This is a genomic window from Streptomyces angustmyceticus (assembly GCF_019933235.1).
Taxonomy (GTDB): domain Bacteria; phylum Actinomycetota; class Actinomycetes; order Streptomycetales; family Streptomycetaceae; genus Streptomyces; species Streptomyces angustmyceticus.
Map to the genome: position 1 here is coordinate 7,417,358 of NZ_CP082945.1, position 20,172 is coordinate 7,437,529.

At 75.8% G+C, this 20,172-nt stretch carries 1 protein-coding gene; it reads left to right on the forward strand.

Annotated features, from left to right (window positions below):
* Positions 1–5 precede the first annotated feature (5 nt).
* A complete protein-coding gene (locus K7396_RS33080) occupies positions 6–20,039 on the forward strand; it encodes a non-ribosomal peptide synthase/polyketide synthase (RefSeq protein WP_152104484.1) in 20,034 nt (6,677 codons plus the stop codon).
* Positions 20,040–20,172 lie beyond the last annotated feature (133 nt).

The following is a 20,172-nucleotide window of genomic DNA, read 5'->3' on the forward strand; positions in this document are numbered from 1 at the left end:
ACGACATGACGTCTTCGCATTCGAAGAAGGACCGTGCCGCGGCCCTGCCCCAGGAGTTGCAGGAGGCGCTGCGCCGCCGCCTGGCGGGCCAGGCCCCGCCGCCCGCCGCCAAGGCCCGGCAGCAGATCCCGCGCGCCGACCGGTCGCGGCCCCTGCCGCTCGCCTTCGCCCAGCAGCGGCTGTGGTTCCTCGACCAGCTCCGGCCCGGCGACTCCCGCTACAACAGCGCCGTCGCCCTGCGGCTGACCGGCCCGCTGGACCGGGCCGCGCTGTCCCGGGCGCTGGACGCCGTGGTGGAGCGCCACGAGTCCCTGCGGACCACGTTCGACGACATCGACGGCCGGCCCGTGCAGACCGTGCACCCATCCGCCCCCGTGCCGCTGCCGGTACGCGACCTGGCTGCCGAGCACGCCCCCGCACCCGGCGAGGCCGGCCCGGCCGCACCGGGCCCCGACGCGCTGGACGGCGCGCTGCTGGCCGAGTACTCCCGCCCCTTCGACCTGCGTACCGGTCCGCTGCTGCGGGCCCTGCTGCTCCGCCTGGCCGACGACGCGCACGTCCTGCTGCTCACCGCGCACCACATCGTCACCGACGGCTGGTCCATGGGCGTGCTGCTGGACGAACTGTGCACGCTGTACGACGCCCTGGCCCACGGGGAGAGCCCTGCCCTCGACCCCGTCGCGACGCAGTACCCGGACTTCGCCGTGTGGCAGCGCGAGCGGCTGTCCGGCGCCCTGCTGGCCGAGCAGCTCTCCTACTGGACCAAACAGCTCGACGGGGCCGTCCCGTTGGAGCTGCCGCTGGACCGTCCCCGCAGCGGGGAGGAGGCCGGTGACGGCGCCGTCCACGCGTTCCGGGTCCCGGCGGCCACGGCGGCCCGGCTGCGGGAGGTGGCGGCGCAGCAGCACACCACCCTGTTCGCGGCGCTGATCGCGGCCTGCCAGGCGCTGTTCGCCCGCTGGTCGGGCCAGGACGACATCGCCGTCGGCTCGCTGACCCCCGGCCGCGGCCGCACCGAACTGGAGCGCGCGGTCGGCCTCTTCGTCAACACCGTGGTGCTGCGCGCCCCCGTCGACACCGCGCGCTCCTACCGCGAACTGCTGGACACCTCCGCCACCGCCGTCCTCGACGCGTTCGCCCACGGCGACACCCCCTTCGAGCGGCTCGTGGAGGCCGCGGGGGCGGTCCGCGAAGCCGGCCGCAACCCGCTGTTCGACGTGATGGTCCTGCTCCACCCCGCCCCGCCCGCGGCCCCCGGCCTGCGCGGGATCACCGCCGGCACCGTGACCGTGCCCCGCCGCGCGGCCACCTTCGACCTGAGCGTCGAGTTCGTCCCCGACGGCGACGAACTGACCGGGCTGCTGGAGTACCGCACCGACCTCTTCGACGCCGCCACCGCCGAACGGATGGCCGAACAACTGGTCCTGCTGCTCGGCGGCGTCGCGGCCGAACCGGACCGCCCGCTGGGCGAGATGTCCCTGCTGTCGGAGCGGGAACACCACCGGCTGACCACCGAATGGAACGACACCGCCCTGCCCGTCGCCCCCACCACCTACCCCGCCGCCTTCGAGGCGCAGGCGGCCCGCACCCCGCACGCCACGGCCCTGGTGGCCGGGGACACCACCCTCGACTACGCCGCGCTCAACACCCGCGCCAACCGGCTCGCCCACCACCTCATCGAGCGCGGCGCCGGCCCCGAACAGCTCGTCGCGCTGCGGCTGCCGCGCACCGCCGACATGATCGTGGCGATCCTCGCCGTCCTCAAGACCGGCGCCGGATACCTGCCGGTCGACCCCGAACTCCCCGACGAGCGGAGGCGTCTGCTGCTCGACGACGCCCGGCCGGCGCTGGTGCTCGACGAGGCGGCGCTGCGCGCGGCACCGGCCGCGGCCCCCGCGCACGACCCCACCGACGCCGACCGCCGTGCCCCGCTGCACCCCGGCCACACCGCCTACGTCATCTACACCTCCGGGTCCACCGGACGCCCCAAGGGCGTGTCCGTGGAGCACCGTGCGCTGATGAACCTGCTGGCCGGCCACCGGCACGGCTTCGTCGCCGAGGCCGGCGGCGGCCCCCTGCGGACCGCCCTGACCGCCTCGTTCTCCTTCGACACCTCCCTGGAGGGCCTGCTGCTGATGGCCGACGGCCACCGGCTGCACCTGGTCGACGAGGCGACCCGGCTCGACCCGGCCGCCCTGGTCGAGTACGTCGTCGAGCACCGCGTCGACTTCCTCGACCTGACGCCCTCCTACCTGCGCCAGCTCCTGCCCGCCGGGCTGCTCACCGACCCGCGCCACCGCCCCCGGGTGCTGATGCTCGGCGGCGAGGCCGTCGGCCCCGCGCTGTGGCGGGAACTCGCCGGCCTGGACGACGTCGCCGCCTACAACTTCTACGGCCCCACCGAGTGCACCGTCGACGCCCTGGCCTGCCGTATCGACGGCACCACCCGTCCGGTGGTGGGCCGGCCGCTGGCCAACGTGCGCGCCCATGTCCTCGACCACCGCCTGCGGCCGGTGCCGCCCGGTGTCGGCGGCGAGCTGTACCTGGCGGGCGACCAGCTCGCCCGCGGCTATCTCCACCGGCCAGGACTGACCGCGGCCCGGTTCGTGGCGGACCCGTTCGGGCTGCCCGGCAGCCGGATGTACCGCACCGGCGACCTGGCCCGCTGGACCGCCGACGGACGGCTCGACTACCTCGGCCGCGCCGACGACCAGGTCAAGATCCGCGGCCACCGCATCGAGCCCGGCGAGGTCGAGGCGGCGCTGCTGGACCTGCCCGGCGTCGCCGAGGCGGCCGTCGTCGCCGTCGCCGGCGAGGGCGGCCACGCCCGGCTCGCCGCCTACGTGGTGCCCGCCGCGCAGGCCGGCCCCCCGGCCGCCTCCGAACTGCGGGCGGCCCTCCGGCGCACCCTGCCGGGCCACATGGTGCCCGCCGCCTTCGTCGTCCTTAACGCCCTGCCGCTCAACACCAGCGGCAAGCTGGACCGCCGCGCGCTGCCCGCCCCCGACCTCGACGCGGCCCCGCGCGAGCGGGAGTTCGTGGCCCCGCGCACCCCGGCCGAGCGGGAGCTCGCCGGGATCTGGTCCGCGGTGCTCGGCCTCGCCCGGGTGGGCGTCACCGACAACTTCTTCGAGCTCGGCGGCGACTCCATCCTCAGCATCCAGGCCGTCTCCCGGGCCCGCGCCGCCGGACTGAGCCTGACCTCCCGCGACGTCTTCCTGCACCAGACCATCGCCGAACTGGCCGCCGCCGTGGCCCTGCGCACCGCCCCGGAAACCGCACCGCGGCGGCCGCACCACGAGGGACCGGCCCCGCTCACCCCCATCCAGGAGTGGTTCTTCGCCACCCACGGGCCGCAGCGCCGCTTTTCCATGTCGATGCTGCTCGACCTGCCGCACGACCTCGACCACGGCGCCCTGGAGCGCGCCCTGTACGCGGTCGCCGCCCACCACCCGGCGCTGCGCACCCGGTTCGTCCGCACCGGCGACACCTGGCACCAGCACCCCGTCGACACCGTGGCGCCCGGCCTCCTGGCCGTCCACGACCTGTCCGGGGCCACCGGCGCCGCCCGGGACGCCGCGCTCACCGAGGCGGCCGACGCCGCCCGCGCGGGCCTCGACGCCGCCACCGGCACCCTGCTGCGCGCCGTCCTGTTCCCGGCGGAGCCCGGCAGCCGGCCCCGGCTGTTCCTGACGGCCCACCACCTGGCCGTGGACAGCGTCTCCTGGCGCATCCTGCTCGCCGACCTGGAGAGCGCCTATCGCCGGGCCACCGCCGGCGAGCCCGTCCAACTGGAGCCCGCCACCACGCCGTTCACCGACTGGGCCGCGCAGCTCGCCCGGCAGGTGCAGGGCGGCGCACTCGACGGCGACCTGCCGTACTGGCGAGCCGAGAGCGAAGCGGTACGCACCCCGCTGCCCGTGGACCGCCCCGGTCCCGCCCACGCCGGCTCGGTCCGCACCGTGCGCGCCCGCCTCGACCGCGACACCACCGACGCCCTGCTGCGCCGGGTGCCCGGCGTCTACCGCACCCAGGTCAACGACGTCCTGCTCAGCGCGCTGGGCCGGGTGCTCGCCGACTGGGCGGGCACCGACCGGGTGACGGTGGCCCTGGAGGGCCACGGCCGCGAGGACATCGACGCCCACGACGGCCAGGACGGGCCCGGCTTTGCCGCCGACCTGTCCCGCACCGTCGGCTGGTTCACCACCCAGTACCCGGTCACCCTCACCCTGGACGGCGCCGCACCGGAGCCGGACTGGGGCGCCACGCTCAAGGCGGTGAAGGAACAGCTGCGGGCCGTCCCGCGCCGCGGCCTCGGCTACGAGGCGCTGGCCCGCCTGGGGTCACCGGACCCGGCCGCGCGCGCCCTGCGCGAACTGCCCCTGCCGCAGGTCTGCTTCAACTACCACGGCCAGTGGGAGAGCGCCCCCGGCCGGGACTTCGCGCCCGCCGGCGAGGTCCCCGGCCGCGACCAGGCCGCCGACGCGCCGCTCGACCACCTGCTGGACGTCTCGGCCGTGGCCGCCGACGGCGAGCTGGAGCTGACCTGGCACTACAGCGACCAGGTGCACGACGAGAGCACGGTACGGGAACTGGCGGACGGTACGGTCCGGGCGCTGGCAGCGATCGCCGCCCACTGCGCACGGCCGGAGGCGGGCGGCCGCACCCCCTCCGACTTCCCCCTCGCCCGGCTGGACCAGGCCGGCGTGGACCGCCTGGCCGGGGACGGGCGCGCCGTCGAGGACATCCTCCCGCTCACCCCGCTCCAGGAAGGCATGCTCTTCCACCGGCTGATGGGCGGGGCGGACGACGTCTACCTCGACCAGGCCACCCTGCTGCTGGACGGCGTCGCGGACCCGCGGGCGTTCGCCCGGGCCTGGCAGCGGATCGCCGACCGCACGCCGGTGCTGCGCACCGGTGTCGTCTGGGAGGACGTGCCCGTACCGCTCCAGATCGTGCACCGGCGGGCGACCGTGCCCACCGTCCACGTCGACTGGCGCGAGCTGGACGACGAGCGGCAGGAAGCCGAACTCGCCCGGCTCCAGGCCGAGGACCTCGCCCTGGGCCTGGACCTCGGCACCGCCCCGCTGATGCGGCTCACCCTCATCCAACTGCCCGGCGGCAGGCTGCGGCTGCTGTGGACCTCGCACCACCTGATCCTGGACGGCTGGAGCCTGGCGCAGGTACTGACCGAGGTGTGCGAGGAGTACGCCGCCCTCGGCGCCGGCCAGGACCGGACACCCCCCGTGCGCCGCCCCTTCGGCGACTATGTCCGCTGGCTGTCCGGCCGGGACGGCCGCGAGGCCGAGGAGCACTGGCGCAGCGTCCTCGCGGACTTCGCCACCCCGACCCCGCTGCCCTGCGACCGCCCGCCCCGCGAGGCCCACCGGGCCCGCTCCGCCGCGGTGGTCACCGCGAGCCTGCCCGTCGCACTGTCCGAGCAACTGCTGGACACCGCCCGCCGCGGCGGACTCACCCTCAACACCCTCGTCCAGGGCGCCTGGGCGCTGCTGCTGGCGCGCTACAGCGGCGAGCGGGACGTGGTGTTCGGCACCACCGTGTCCGGCCGCCCGGACGCCCTCCACGGCGTCGAGTCCATGGTGGGCATGTTCATCAACACCCTGCCCACCCGCGTACGCGTCGACCAGGACCGCACCGCCGCCGACTGGCTGCGCGACCTCCAGGACGCCCAGTCCGAGTCCCGGCGCTTCGAGGCCGTCTCGCTGGCCCAGCTGACCTCGCTCAGCGACGTCCCGGCGGGCACCGCGCTGTTCGACAGCATGGTCGCCTTCGAGAACTACCCGTTCGACGACGCCCGGACGTCCGGCGCCGGGGTCCGCATCCTCGACGTCGCCTCGCGCGACGCGACCAACTTCCCGCTGGTCCTGCGCGCCCACCACAGCGACCGCCTCGGCTTCGACCTCGCCCACGACCCGGACCTCTTCGACCCCGCCACCGCCCGCGCGCTCGCCGACCGGCTGTGCCTGCTCCTCGCGGAACTCGCCGCGGGAACGGACCGGCCGCTGCACGAGCTGGCGTGGACCACCGCGGAGGAACGCCGCCGGATGCTGGTGGACTGGAACGGCACCGAAGAAGGGCGGCCCGGCGCCACCCTGCTCGACCTGTTCGAGGACCGGGCGGCCCGCACGCCCGGCGCCCCCGCGGTCACCTGCGCGGGAAGCACCCTGTCCTACGCCGAACTCGACGCGCGGGCGGGCCGGCTGGCCCACCGGCTGGCCGAGGCGGGAGCCGGCCCCGAGCGCTTCGTAGCGCTCGCCCTGCCCCGCTCCCCGGAGATGATCGTGGCGATCGTCGCGGTGCTGAAGACCGGCGCCGCCTACCTGCCCGTCGACCCGGAGCTGCCCGAGGGCCGCATCGCCCACCTGCTCACCGACGCCGCCCCGGCCCTGCTGGTGACCACCGGGGCCGTCGCCGGACGGCTCGGCGACGCCGCCTGCCCCCGGCTGCTCCTCGACGACCCGGGCGTCCGCGCCGACCTCGAACGGCGCCCCGCCACCGGCCCGGAACCGGCCCGCCGCCCGCTGCCCGAGCACCCCGCCTACGTCATCTACACCTCCGGCTCCACCGGCCGCCCCAAGGGCGTGGTCGTCCCGCACGCCAACGTGGTGCGGCTCTTCTCCCGCACTCAGGACTGGTTCGTCTTCGACGAGCACGACGTGTGGACGCTGTTCCACTCCTACGCCTTCGACTTCTCCGTCTGGGAGATCTGGGGCGCGCTGCTGCACGGCGGCCGCCTCGTCGTCGTCCCGCACGAGGTCACCCGTTCCCCCGAGGAGTTCCTGCGCCTGCTGGCCGACGAGCGGGTCACGGTCCTCAGCCAGACGCCCTCGGCGTTCTACCCCCTGATGCGCGCCGACGCCGAACACCCCGAGACCGGGGCGCGGTTGGCGCTGCGGCGGGTGATCTTCGGCGGTGAGGCACTGGACCTGGGACGGCTGGCCGACTGGTACGCCCGGCACCCGGACACCGCGCCCGTCCTGGTCAACATGTACGGCATCACCGAAACCACCGTGCACGTCTCCTACGCGCCCCTCGACCGCGCCACGGTCACCGCCGCCACCGGCAGCACCATCGGCCGCGGCCTCCCCGACCTGCGCGTCCGGGTCCTCGACGGCCGCCTCGCCCCGGTGCCGCCCGGTGCCGTCGGCGAGATGTACGTGGCCGGCGAGGGTCTGGCCCGCGGCTATCTGAACCGGCCGGGACTGACCGCCGCGCGGTTCGTGGCGGATCCGTTCGGCCCGCCCGGCACCCGGATGTACCGCACCGGCGACCGGGCCCGCTGGCGGCCCGACGGCACCCTGGAGTACCTCGGCCGGGCCGACCAGCAGGTCAAGATCCGCGGATTCCGGATCGAACCCGGCGAGATCGAGGCGGCCCTGACCGCCCACCCGGACGTCGCCGAGGCCGTCGTCGGGGTGCGCGAGGACACGCCCGGGGTACGCCGGCTGGTGGCCCATGTCGTGGGCGCGGGCCGGACCGCCCCGTCCGCCGCCGCGCTGCGCGCCCACCTGGCCGCGACCCTGCCCGCGCACATGGTGCCCGCCGCCTATGTCGCCCTGGACGCGCTGCCGCTGACCGTCAACGGCAAGCTCGACCACCGTGCTCTGCCCGCGCCCGGCCCGGACGGCTTCGCCGCCGGCGAGGACCGCACCGCACCGCGCACCGAGGCGGAGCGCCTCGTCGCCCGGGTGTGGGGCGAGGTGCTGGACACCGGGGACATGGGCGTGGAGGACAGCTTCTTCGCCCTGGGCGGCGACTCGATCCTCGCCATCCGCGTCACCTCCCGGCTGCGCGCCGCCCTCGGTGCCGAGGTCTCGCCCCGGCTGCTGTTCACCCACCCCACCGTCGCCGAACTGGCCGCCGCCCTGCCGGACCCGGCCGCCGCCCACCGGGCCCCGGACGACGGGATCCCCGCGGCCGACCGCACCGCCGCGCTGCCGCTGTCGTTCCCCCAGCAGCGCCTGTGGTTCCTGGACACGTTCGAGCCGGACAGCACCGCCTATGTGACCTTCTTCGTGCTGCGCCTGCGCGGCCCCCTCGACGAAGCGGCCCTGCGCACCGCCCTGGACGCCCTGGTGGCCCGGCACGAACCGCTGCGCACCACCTTCGCCGAACAGGACGGCCACGCCCGCCAGCACGTCCACGCCCCCCGGGCGGTCGACCTGCCGCTGGACGACCTGTCCGCCGTCCCGGCCCACGCCCGCGACGGCGCGCTCGACGCGCTGCTGGCACGCGAGGGCGCCGTCCCGTTCGACCTGGGCAACGGGCCGCTGCTGCGGACCCGGCTGGTCCGGCTCGGCGACGGCGAGCACGTCCTGACCCTGGCCATGCACCACATCGTCACCGACGGCTGGTCCACCGCGGTGCTCGGCCGGGACCTGGGCGAGCTCTACGCGGCCGCCCTCCAGGGCCGCCGCCCCGACCTGCCCGAACTGCCGCTCCAGTACGCCGACTACGCGGCCTGGCAGCGGGCCCGCGCCGCCGACACCGGGGACGCCCCACTCGCCTACTGGCAGCACAAGCTGTCCGACGTGGCGCCGCTGGAGCTGCCCACCGACCGGCCGCGGCCCGCCGTCCGCACCGAGAACGGCGCGCTGCTGGAGTTCTCCCTGCCCGCCGGGCTGACCGACCGGCTGCGGGAGACCGGCCGCCGCGCCGACGCCACCCTCTACATGACCCTGCTCGCGGCCTGCAAGGTGCTGCTCGCCCGCTGGGCCGGCCAGGAGGACGTCGCGGTCGGCACGGTGGCCTCCGGGCGCGAACGCCCCGAACTGGAGCACCTGGTCGGGATGTTCGTGAACACCCTGGTGCTGCGCAGCCGGGTGCCAGGGGACCTGCCGTTCACCGCGCTGCTGGCCGAGGTGCGCGCCACCGTCCTGGACGCGTTCGCCCACCAGGACGTGCCCTTCGAGCAGCTCGTCGATGTGCTCCAGCCCGAACGCGACACCAGCCGCACTCCCCTCTTCCAGGTCATGGTGGCCCTGCACAACCTGGGCGGCGAGGCACCGCACCTGCCGGGCCTCGACGTCGAGACCGTCCAGCCGCCCGGCCGGCACGCCGCCTTCGACCTCGGCTTCGACTTCGTGGAGCGCGACGGCGGCCTCACCGGCTATGTCGAGTACAACACCGACCTGTTCGACGCGGACACCGTCGAGCGGGCGACCGCCCGGCTGCGCCTGCTGCTGGAAGCGGTCGCGGACGATCCCGCCCGCACGGTCGGCGACCTGCCGCTGCTGTCCGGCGCCGAGCGGCGCCGGGTGCAGGAGGAGTGGCAGGGCGAGACCCTGCCCGTCCCTGACCGGACGTTCGTGGACCTCTTCGAGGCACAGGCGGCCCGCACCCCGCACGCCACCGCCCTGGTGGCCCGGGACGCCACCCTCGACTATGCCGCCCTCAACGACCGCGCCAACCGGCTGGCCCACCACCTGATCTCGCTCGGCGTCGGCCCGGAGCGGGTGGTCGCCGTCCAGCTGCCGCGCACCTCGGACATGCTGGTGGCGCTCCTCGCCGTCCTCAAGGCGGGCGGCACCCAGCTCTCCCTCGACCCCGGACTCCCCGCCGAGCGCCGCGCGTTCCTGCTCTCCGACGCCGCGCCGCGGACCGTCCTGACGGCCGACGCGCTGCGCGGCATCGCCCTGGAGCGGCAGCCCGCCCACAACCCCACCGACGCCGACCGCATCTCGCCGCTGTACGGCGCCCACACCGCGTACCTCAACTACACCTCGGGCTCCACCGGCCGGCCCAAGGGCGTCGCCGTCGAACACCGCCAGCTCGTCAACCTCTGCCACGACCACCTGGCCGGGCTCGTCACCCCGCACACCGCCGACGGCCGGCCGCTGCGCTTCGCGCTGAGCGCCGCCTTCTCCTTCGACACCTCGTGGGAGGGCCCGCTGCTGCTGGCGCTGGGCCAGGAGGTCCACCTCGTCGATGAGGACGTGCGCCTGGACCCGGCCGCCTTCGTCCGGCAGGTCGCCGAAGGCCGCCTGGACTGCGTCAATGTGACACCGTCCTTCCTGCACGAAATGCTGGCCGCCGGACTGCTCACCGGCGGCCACCACCGCCCCCGCCTCGTCATGGTCGGCGGCGAGGCCGTCGGCGCCCCGCTGTGGCGGGAGCTGCGGGAGACCGAGGGCGTCACCGCCTACAACGTCTACGGCCCCACCGAGTGCACCGTCGACGCCGTGTACGGGCCCTTCGACGGCGACGCCGAGCGTCCCGTGATCGGCCGTCCGGGCCGCAACCTGCGCGCCCATGTGCTCGACGGCGCCCTGCGGCCGGTCCCGGTCGGGGTGCCGGGCGAGCTGTACCTCGCCGGCGCCCAGGTCACCCGCGGCTACCTGGGACGCCCCGGGCTCACCGCCGCGCGCTTCGTCGCCGACCCGTTCGGCCCGCCCGGCACCCGGATGTACCGCACCGGCGACCGCGCGCGCTGGGACCGGCACGGCCGACTGGAGTACCTCGGCCGCACCGACGAACAGGTCAAGATCCGGGGCTTCCGCATCGAACCAGGCGAGATCGAGGCCGCCCTGCTCGGCGACCCCGGGGTGGCCGACGCCGTGGTGGTGGCCGCCGACCACGCCGGACGGGCCCGGCTGGTGGCCTACGTGGTGCCCGCCGGGGAGCGGACGCCCCCGGCCGAGGAGCTGCGGGTCCGGCTGCGCCGCACCCTGCCCGACTACATGGTCCCCGCGGTGTTCGTCCCCCTGGAGCGGATCCCCCGGACCAGCAGCGGCAAGACCGACCGGCGCGCCCTGCCCGCGCCCCCCGCCCAGCCCGACACCACGACCCCGTACACGGCACCGCGCACCGACACCGAGACCTGCCTCGCCGGCATCTGGGCGGAGGTGCTCGGCGTCCCCCGGGTCGGCGTCGAGGACAACTTCTTCGCCCTGGGCGGCGACTCGATCCTCAGCATCCAGATCGTGTCCCGGGCCCGCCGGGCCGGACTCGGGCTCACCTCCAAGGACGTCTTCCGGCACCAGACGGTCGCCGAACTCGCCCTGCGCACGGCCGCCGTGAGCCCGCCGCCCGCCGAGGACACCGCGGCGCCGGCCGGCCCCGCGCCGCTCACCCCCATCCAGCACTGGTACCTCGACGACCGCCGGCCCGGGGACGCCCTGCGCTTCACCATGACCAACCGGCTGGAGCTGGCCCCGCACGCCGACGAGGCGGCGCTGCGGCACGCGACCGCCGCACTGGTGGCCCACCACGAGGCGCTGCGCACCCGCTTCCACCGCACCGACGGCACCTGGCACCAGGAGGTGCTGCCGGACGCCCCCGGGGACGTCTTCGCGCGCCACGACCTGACCGGCCTCGACGCTCCCGGGCGGGAGGAGGCCGTCCAGCGCGCGACCGCCGCCGCCCAGTCGTCCCTCGACGTCACCGAGGGCCGGGTCGTGCAGGTCCTGTACTTCGACTGCGGACCCGATGCCCCCGCCCAACTCGTCGTCACCGTGCACCACTTGGTGGTCGACGGCGTCTCCTGGCGCATCCTGCTCGGCGACCTGGAGGCCGCCTACCGCGATGCCGCCGCCGGCCGGCCGCCCGCCCTCGCCCCGGCGAGCAGCGGCTACGGACACTGGGCGGCCCGGCTGGAGCGGCACGCCCGCTCCGGCGCCCTCGACGGCGACCTGGCGTACTGGACCCGGGCCTGCCGGGCGCAGGCCGGCCTTCCCACCGACCGGCCGGGCGGCAACACCCACGGCACCGCCGCCACCCTCACCGTCGGCCTGGGCCGCGCCGAGACCGACGCGTTGCTGCGCCAGGTCCCCGACGTCTACCGCACCCAGGTCAACGACGTCCTGCTCAGCGCCCTCGGCCGCACCCTGGCCCGCTGGAGCGGCCAGGACACCGTCCTGATCGGCGTGGAGGGCCACGGCCGCGAGGACCTCTTCGACGACCTGGACCTCTCCCGCACCGTCGGCTGGTTCACCGCCGAGTTCCCGCTCGCGCTGAACGTCGCCCCCGACGCGGACTGGCGCGACACCGTCCGCTCCGTCAAGGAGCAGCTGCGCGCCGTACCGCTGCGCGGCCTGAGCTACGGCGCCCTGCGCCACCTCCTGCCGCAGAGCCCGCTGCCGGACGCCCCGGCGCCGCGCATCGGCTTCAACTATCACGGCCAGTGGGACATCGCCGCCGCCGGCCGCCCCGACGACGACGGCCTGTACCGGGCCGCCCTGCCGCCCGCCGGCCAGGACACCGACCCCGACGAGACCCGCACCTACCTGCTCGACGTGACCGGCGTGGTCCAGGACGGCCGGCTCGAACTCGGCTGGACCTACCCGCCGGAGCGCTACGACGAGGCCACCGTCCGCCGCCTCGCCGAGGACACCCTCGCGGCGCTCACCGAGATCGTCGCGCACTGCGCCCTGCCGGACACCGGCGGCCGCACCCCGTCCGACTTCCCGCTCGCCGGACTCGACCAGCACCAGGTGGACCTGATCGCGGGCGACGGACGGGACGTGGCGGACATCCATCCGCTCACCCCGCTGCAGGCCGGCATGCTCTTCCACGGGCTGGTCGACTCGGCGGGCGCCTACTTCGACCAGATGGCGGTCCGGATCGCCGGCGTCGCCGACCCGCGGGCGTTCGCCGCGGCCTGGCAGCGCGTCGCCGACCACACCCCGGCGCTGCGCAGCAGCGTCCGCTGGCAGGGCCTGCCCCAGCCGGTGCAGGTCGTGCACCACCGCGCCGTCCTGCCCGTCGCCCACCACGACTGGCGGACCCTGACCCCCGACGAGCGCGACCGTGCCCTCGGCCGGCTGCTCGCCGAGGACCGGGCGGCCGGGATGGACGTGACCACCGCCCCGCTGAGCCGGATCGGCGTGGCCGCGCTGCCCGGCGACGAGGTCCTGCTCGTGTGGTCCTCGCACCACCTGATGCTCGACGGCTGGAGCACCGGCGCGCTCTTCGCCGACGTGTGCGCGCAGTACGCGGCGACGGTCGGGGGACGCACCGTCCGCCCGCCGGCCCGCCGCCCGTTCCGCGACTTCCTGCAGTGGCTCGCCCAGCAGGACGAGGAGGAGGCCGAGCGGCACTGGACCGGCACCCTCGCCGGGTTCACCGCCCGCACCCCGCTGCCCTACGACCGGCCGCCCGTCGAGGCGCACCGCGCCCGGTCCGACGCCCTGGTGCACCTGGAGCTCGCCGCCGAGGTCTCCGACCGGCTGCGCGAGACCGCCGCGCGCAACGGCCTGACCGTCAACACGGTCGTGCAGGGCGCCTGGGCGCTGCTGCTGGCCCGCTACAGCGGCCGCCGGGACGTGGTGTTCGGCACCACGGTCTCCGGCCGCCCGGCCGAACTGCCGGGCGTGGAGTCCATGATCGGCATGTTCATCAACACCGTGCCGACCCGCGTCCGGACCGACGGAGACCAGGGCGTCCTGCCCTGGCTGCGCGACCTCCAGGACCGGCAGAGCGAAGCGCGGCGCTTCGACTTCGTCTCCCTCGCCCGCATCCAGGCCCTCAGCGAACTCCCGCCGGGCGAGGCGCTGTTCGACAGCATGATGGTCTTCGAGAACTACCCCTTCGACGAGGCGGCCGCCGCCGACGCGGGCATCCGCATCCGGGACGTACGCGCCGAGGACGCCACCAACTTCCCGCTGTGCCTGCGCGCCTACCTCGCCGACCGCCTCGGCTTCGACCTCGCCTACGACGGGGCACTGTTCGACCGGACGACAGTGGAGCGGGCCGCGGCCCACCTGGAGGCCCTGCTGACCGCGGTCGCCGACGGCACCGACCGCTCCCTGGACGACCTGGGCCTGCTCACCGCCGCCGACCGCGCGGTCCTGCACCGGTGGAACACCACCGCACGCCCCACCGCGCCCGGCTCGCCGGTGGACCTGTTCGCCGAGCAGGCGCGGCGCACCCCGGACGCCGTCGCCCTCGCCGAGGTGGACGGGCAGGAGGTCACCTACCGTCAACTGGCCGACTGGTCGGACCGGGTGGCCGCCCGGCTCCGGGCGGACGGCCTGGCCCCCGAGAGCCGGGTCGCCCTGCTGATGGACCGCTCGGCCGCCCTCGTGGTGGCCCAGCTGGCGGTGCTCAAGGCCGGCGGCGCCTACGTGCCCGTGGACGGCCGCGCCCCCGAGGAGCGCCGGCGGACGCTGCTCGACCAGGCGGGCGCGACGACCCGGCTGACCGCCGAGGACGTCGCCGTCGCCCGCACCGCCGAACCGGCCGGCGCCCCCGCCCCGCCGCCCGCCGACCCGGACCGGCTCGCCTACGTCATGTTCACCTCCGGCTCGACCGGCACCCCCAAGGCCGTGGGCGTACGCCACCGCGACGTGGCGGCGCTCGCCACCGACAGCCGCTTCACCGGCCCCGGCTGCGCACGGGTCCTGCTGCACTCCCCGGTGGCCTTCGACGCCGCCACCTTCGAGGTCTGGGCGCCGCTGCTGAACGGCGGACGCGTCGTGGTGGCCCCGCCGGGCGCCGTGGACGCGGCCCTGCTGCGGCGGCTGGCCGCCGGGGGAGAGGTGACGGCCCTGTGGCTGACGGCCGGCCTCTTCCGGCTGCTGTCCCAGGACGCGCCCGACTGCTTCGACGGGCTGCGCCAGGTGTGGACCGGCGGCGACGTGGTCCCGGCCGCCGCCGTGCGCCGGGTACTGGCCGCCTGCCCCGCCCTGACCGTGGTCGACGGCTACGGCCCGACCGAGACCACCACCTTCGCGACCTCCTTCGCCATGACCGACGCCGCCGCGGTCCCCGACACCGTCCCCATCGGCCACCCGCTGGACGACATGCGGGTCCATGTCCTCGACGCCCGGATGCGGCCCGTACCGCCGGGCACCGCGGGCGAACTCTTCCTGGCGGGCGAGGGCGTGGCCCGCGGCTACCTCGGCCGCCCCGGCGCGACCGCGGACCGCTTCGTCGCGGACCCCTCCGGCCCGCCCGGCGGCCGGATGTACCGCACCGGGGACCTGGCCCGCCGGCGGCTCGACGGCACGGTGGAGTTCCTGGGCCGCGCCGACGACCAGGTCAAGATCCGGGGCTTCCGGGTCGAACCCGGCGAGGTGGAAGGCGTGCTGGCCGCCCACCCCGGCGTCGCGGACGTGGCGGTGGTGGCCCGCGAGGAACGGCCCGGCGCCAAGCGCCTGGTCGCCTATGTCGTGGGGCACGCCGGCCTCGACACCGAGGCGCTGCGCGCCCACGCCCGACGGACCCTGCCCGACTACCTGGTCCCCACCGCCTTCGTCCCGCTGACGGCGCTGCCGCTCAGCACCAACGGCAAGGTGGACCGGGCGGCCCTGCCCGCGCCCGGCACCGACCGGCCCGCGCCCCGTGCCCCGCGCACCGAGGCCGAACGCCGTACGGCCGCGATCTGGGCCGAGGTGCTCGGCGTACCGGACATCGGGATGGAGGACGACTTCTTCGCGCTCGGCGGCGACTCGATCCTCAGCATCCGCCTCACCTCCCGGCTGGCGGAGGCGTTCGGGACCGACCTCACCCCGCGGGCGGTCTTCACCCACCCGACCCCGGCCGGGCTCGCCGCCCTCCTGACACAGGGGGAGCAGGCCCCCGCGGGGCACGACGCGATCCTCCCGGCACCCCGGGACACCGCGCCGCCGCTGTCCTTCGCCCAGCAACGCCTGTGGTTCCTCGACGCGTTCGCGCCCGGCAGCACCGAGTACATCACCCCGCTGGCCCTGCGCCTGCGCGGCCGCCTCGACACCGCCGCGCTCGGCGCCGCCCTGACCGCGCTGGCGGCCCGGCACGAGTCGCTGCGCACCACCTTCGACTCCGAGGACGGCCAGGGCATCCAGGTGATCCACCCGCCGCAGGACGTGCCGCTGCCGCTGCACGACCTGTCGGAGCTGCCCGCCGGCGACCGCACCGCGCGGCTCGAACGGCTGCTGGCCGAGGACCGCACCCGCCCCTTCGACCTGCGCGAGGGACCCCTGCTGCGGGCCCAGCTGATCCGGCTGGCCGACGACGAACACGTCCTGACGCTGACCCTGCACCACATCATCACCGACGGCTGGTCGACCGCGGTCCTCACCGGCGACCTGGCCCACCTCTACCGGGCCGCGCTCGGCGCCACCACGGCCGAACTGCCGCCGCTGCCCGTGCAGTACGCCGACGTCGCCCACTGGCAGCGCACCGCGCACGGCACGGCCGCCGAGGAGCAACTGCGGTACTGGCAGCAGCGCCTGACCGGCGTCGAACCGCTGAACCTGCCCACCGACCGGCCCCGCCCGGCCGTACAGACCAGGAACGGCGCGACGGCCCCGATCGTCCTGCCGCCCGAAACGGCCCGCAGGCTGGCGGAGTTCGGCAGGTCCCGGCAGACCACCCTGTTCACCACGCTGATCGCCGCCGCCCAGACCCTCTTCGCGCGGCTGTCCGGACAGCGCGACATCGCGGTGGGAACCGTCACCTCGGGCCGCGACCGCGCCGAGACCCAGCGCCTGATCGGTTTCTTCGTCAACACGCTGGTGCTGCGCTCGACCGTCGATCCGGACGCGGACTTCCCCGCGTTCCTGGCACAGGTGCGGGAGACGGTGCTCGACGCCTTCGCCCACCAGGACGTGCCGTTCGAGCAGGTGGTGGACGAGGTCCAGCCCGTCCGCGACACCAGCCGCACCCCGCTCTTCCAGGCCATGGTCGTGCTCCAGAACGCGCCCGGCGCGGCCCTGGACCTGCCCGGCCTCGACGTGAGCGACATCGAACCGGACACCCACCACGCCGGTTTCGACGTCACCCTGGAGTTCGCCGAGACCGACACCGGCGCCCTGCACGGGCTGCTCACCTACAACACCGACCTGTTCGACGACGCCACCGCCCAGCGGATGGCCGACCAGCTCACCACGCTGCTGACCGGCATCGCCGAGGACCCGCACCGGCCCCTCGGCGCCCTGCCGCTCGCCCCCGACGACGCGCTGCGCCGCCTGCTGGCCCACGGCAGCGGCACCGCCCGTCCGGTGCCCGCGGCCACCCTGCCCGAGCTGTTCCAGCGGCAGGCGGCCCGTACACCCGACGCGCCGGCGCTGGCCGACGGCACCCGCGAGCTGACCTACGCGGAACTGGAGCGCGCGGCCAACCGGCTGGCGCACCACCTGATCGGCCGCGGGGTCGGCCCCGAGAGCGTGGTGGCGCTGGCGCTGCCCCGCTCGGCGGAGACGGCGGTGGCCCAACTCGCCGTCACCAAGGCCGGCGGCGCCTTCCTGCCCGTGGACCCGGCCTACCCGGCCGAGCGGCGGGAGTTCATGGTGCGCGACGCGGGCGCCGCCGTGGTCCTCGACGACCCGGCCGGCATCTGGCGCACCGAAGGACCCGACACCGCGCCCACCGACGCGGACCGGATCCTGCCGCTGACGGACGCCCACCCCGCGTACGTCATCTACACCTCCGGCTCGACCGGCACCCCCAAGGCCGTGGTGGTCCCGCACACCGGACTCGCCTCGTTCGCCGCGGCCGCCGCCGCCCGGTACCAGGTGCGCGCGGGCGACCGGGTCCTGCAGTTCGCCTCGCCCAGCTTCGACGCCTCCGTCCTGGAGCTGTGCGTCTCCCTGCTCGCCGGGGCGACGCTGGTCGCGGGCGAGGAGGGACCGCTGGTCGGCGACCGGCTGGCCCAGGTGCTCGACGAGCGGCGGATCACCCACACCCTGATCCCGCCCGCCGCCCTGGCCACCGTGCCGCCCGAGACCGCCGGCGCCCTGCCGCACCTGCGCACACTGATCGTCGGCGCCGAGGCCTGCCCCGCCGACCTGGTGGAGCGCTGGGCCCCCGGCCGCCGCATGATCAACTCCTATGGCCCGACCGAGGCGACGGTGGTGTCCACCTGGACCGGCCCGCTGGCCCCGGAAGCGGGCGCCCCGCCCATCGGCCGCCCTGTCGGCACCAGCCGGGCCTACGTCCTGGACGCCGCCCTGCGCCCCGTACCGGTCGGGGTGACCGGTGAGCTGTACGTCGCCGGGCCCGGCCTCGCCCGCGGCTACCTGGCACGCCCGGGACTGACCGCGTCCCGGTTCGTCGCCGACCCGTTCGGCGCCCCCGGCGAGCGGATGTACCGCACCGGCGACCTGGTGCGCTGGGGCGCCGACGGCGACCTGCGCTACGCCGGACGCGCCGACGACCAGGTCAAGGTGCGCGGCTTCCGCATCGAGCCCGGCGAGATCGAGAGCGCGCTGCGGCGCAGCCCGCACGTACGGGACGCGGTGGTCGCGGTACGCGCCGCGGCCGGCCAACAGCCCGCGGGACCCGCACGGTTGGTCGCCTACGTCGTCCCCGCCGACGGCACCCCGCGGCCGCTGCCCGTCCCGGAGCTGCGCGACCACCTGGCCGGGCTCCTGCCCCCGCACATGGTCCCGTCGGTGTTCGTCCCCCTGGACCGGCTGCCGCTCACCCCGAACGGCAAGACCGACCGGCGCGCCCTGCCCGACCCCGACCCGGCATCCGTCACCACCGGCCCGCACATCGCGCCGCGCACCGACACCGAACGCCACATCGCCCAGATCTGGGCCGATGTCCTCGGCCTCGACACCGTCGGCGCCGACGACAACTTCTTCGACCTCGGCGGCGACTCCATCCTGAGCATGCAGGTGGTGTCCCGGCTGCGCCGGGCCGGCCTGCACCTGGCCACCAAGGACCTGTTCACCCACCAGACGGTCGCGGAACTGGCCACCGTCGTCACGACCGAAGCGGACCGGACCGACAGCGGCCCGGTGACCGGCGACCTGCCGCTCACCCCCATCCAGCAGTGGTTCCTCGCCACCCCCCGGGCCAACCACCACCACTTCAACCAGTCGGCGCTGCTCGAACTCGACGGCGCCCCCGACCCGGCCGCCCTCCGGACGGCGCTGGCCGCCCTGCTGGAGCACCATGACGCGCTGCGCATGCGGTTCACCGAGGACGGCGGCGGCTGGCGCCAGCACAACCCGCCGCCCGCGGAGCCGCACGGCCTCCTCGTCCGGCACGACCTGACCGGCCTGCCGTCCGACGAGGCCGACACCGCCATGGAGAAGGCGGCCGACGACCTGCACACCGGCTTCGACATCGGCGAGGGCCCGCTGCTGCGGGCGGCGCTGTTCACCGGCGACCCGGACCGCCCCGCCTTCCTGCTCCTGGTGGCCCACCACCTGGTCGTGGACGCGGTGTCCTGGCGCATCCTGCTGGACGACCTGGAGACCGCCTACCAGCAGGCCGCGGCGGGGCGGGCGGTCACGCTCGACGAGCGCACCACCGCCTTCCGGGACTGGGCCAGGGGCCTGGCCGCCCATGTCGCCGACGGCGGGCTGGACCACGAACTCCCGTACTGGGAGGACGTGGTGACCTCGGCCCCGCTGCCCGTCGACCATGACACCGACACCCCGTCGGGCGCGTCCCGCACGGTCTCCGTGACCCTCGACGAGGCGGACACCACGGCGCTGCTGCGCGCCGCCCCCACCGCCTACCGCACCCGCATCAACGACGTCCTGCTGGCCGCCCTGGCCCTGGCGCTGGCGCGCTGGACCGGCCAGGAGCGGGTCTGCGTCGACCTCGAAGGACACGGCCGTGAAGACGTCCTGGAGGGCGTGGACCTCTCGCGCACCGTCGGCTGGTTCACCACCGTCTACCCGGTCGGCCTCCAGGTCTCCGACCCCGCGGACCTCGGTGCGGCGCGGGACTGGCGGGCCCTGGTCAAGTCGGTCCGGCGCCAGTTGCGCGCCGTCCCCGGCAACGGGCTCGGCTTCGGCGCCCTGCGCACCCACGGCCCCGCCGAGGTGCGCGAGCGACTGGACCGCACCGGCCGCGGGCAGGTCGTGTTCAACTACCTGGGCCAGTGGGACGCGCGGCCCGGCGGCGGCGCGGACGGCGCGCTCGTCCGCACCGAGCACGGTTCCTTCGGCCAGGACCACGACCCCCGCGACGGCGGCTCCCACCTGCTGGAGGCCGTCGGCGCGGTGCAGGACGGCCGGCTCGCCTTCACCTGGCACTACCGCCCCGACATCCACGAGGAGGCGACCGTACGGGCGGTGGCCGACGACTTCGCCGAGGCCCTGCGCCGGATCGCCCAGCACGCCCGGGACGGCGCATGAGGGGCCCGGCGGCCGGTCCGCCCGCACCCCGCCGCACCGCGCGTACGGCGGATTGCCGAAAAGCACCCCGTGCACCGGCCGTTGACGGCAGCCTGAAGGAGATCAACCCCCGCCCGCCCTGCGCCCCCGGCCC

Excerpts from the sequence above, each read along its gene's own strand:
- K7396_RS33080 (WP_152104484.1), top strand. The coding sequence starts at position 6 with ATGACGTCTTCGCATTCGAAGAAGGACCGTGCCGCGGCCCTGCCCCAG.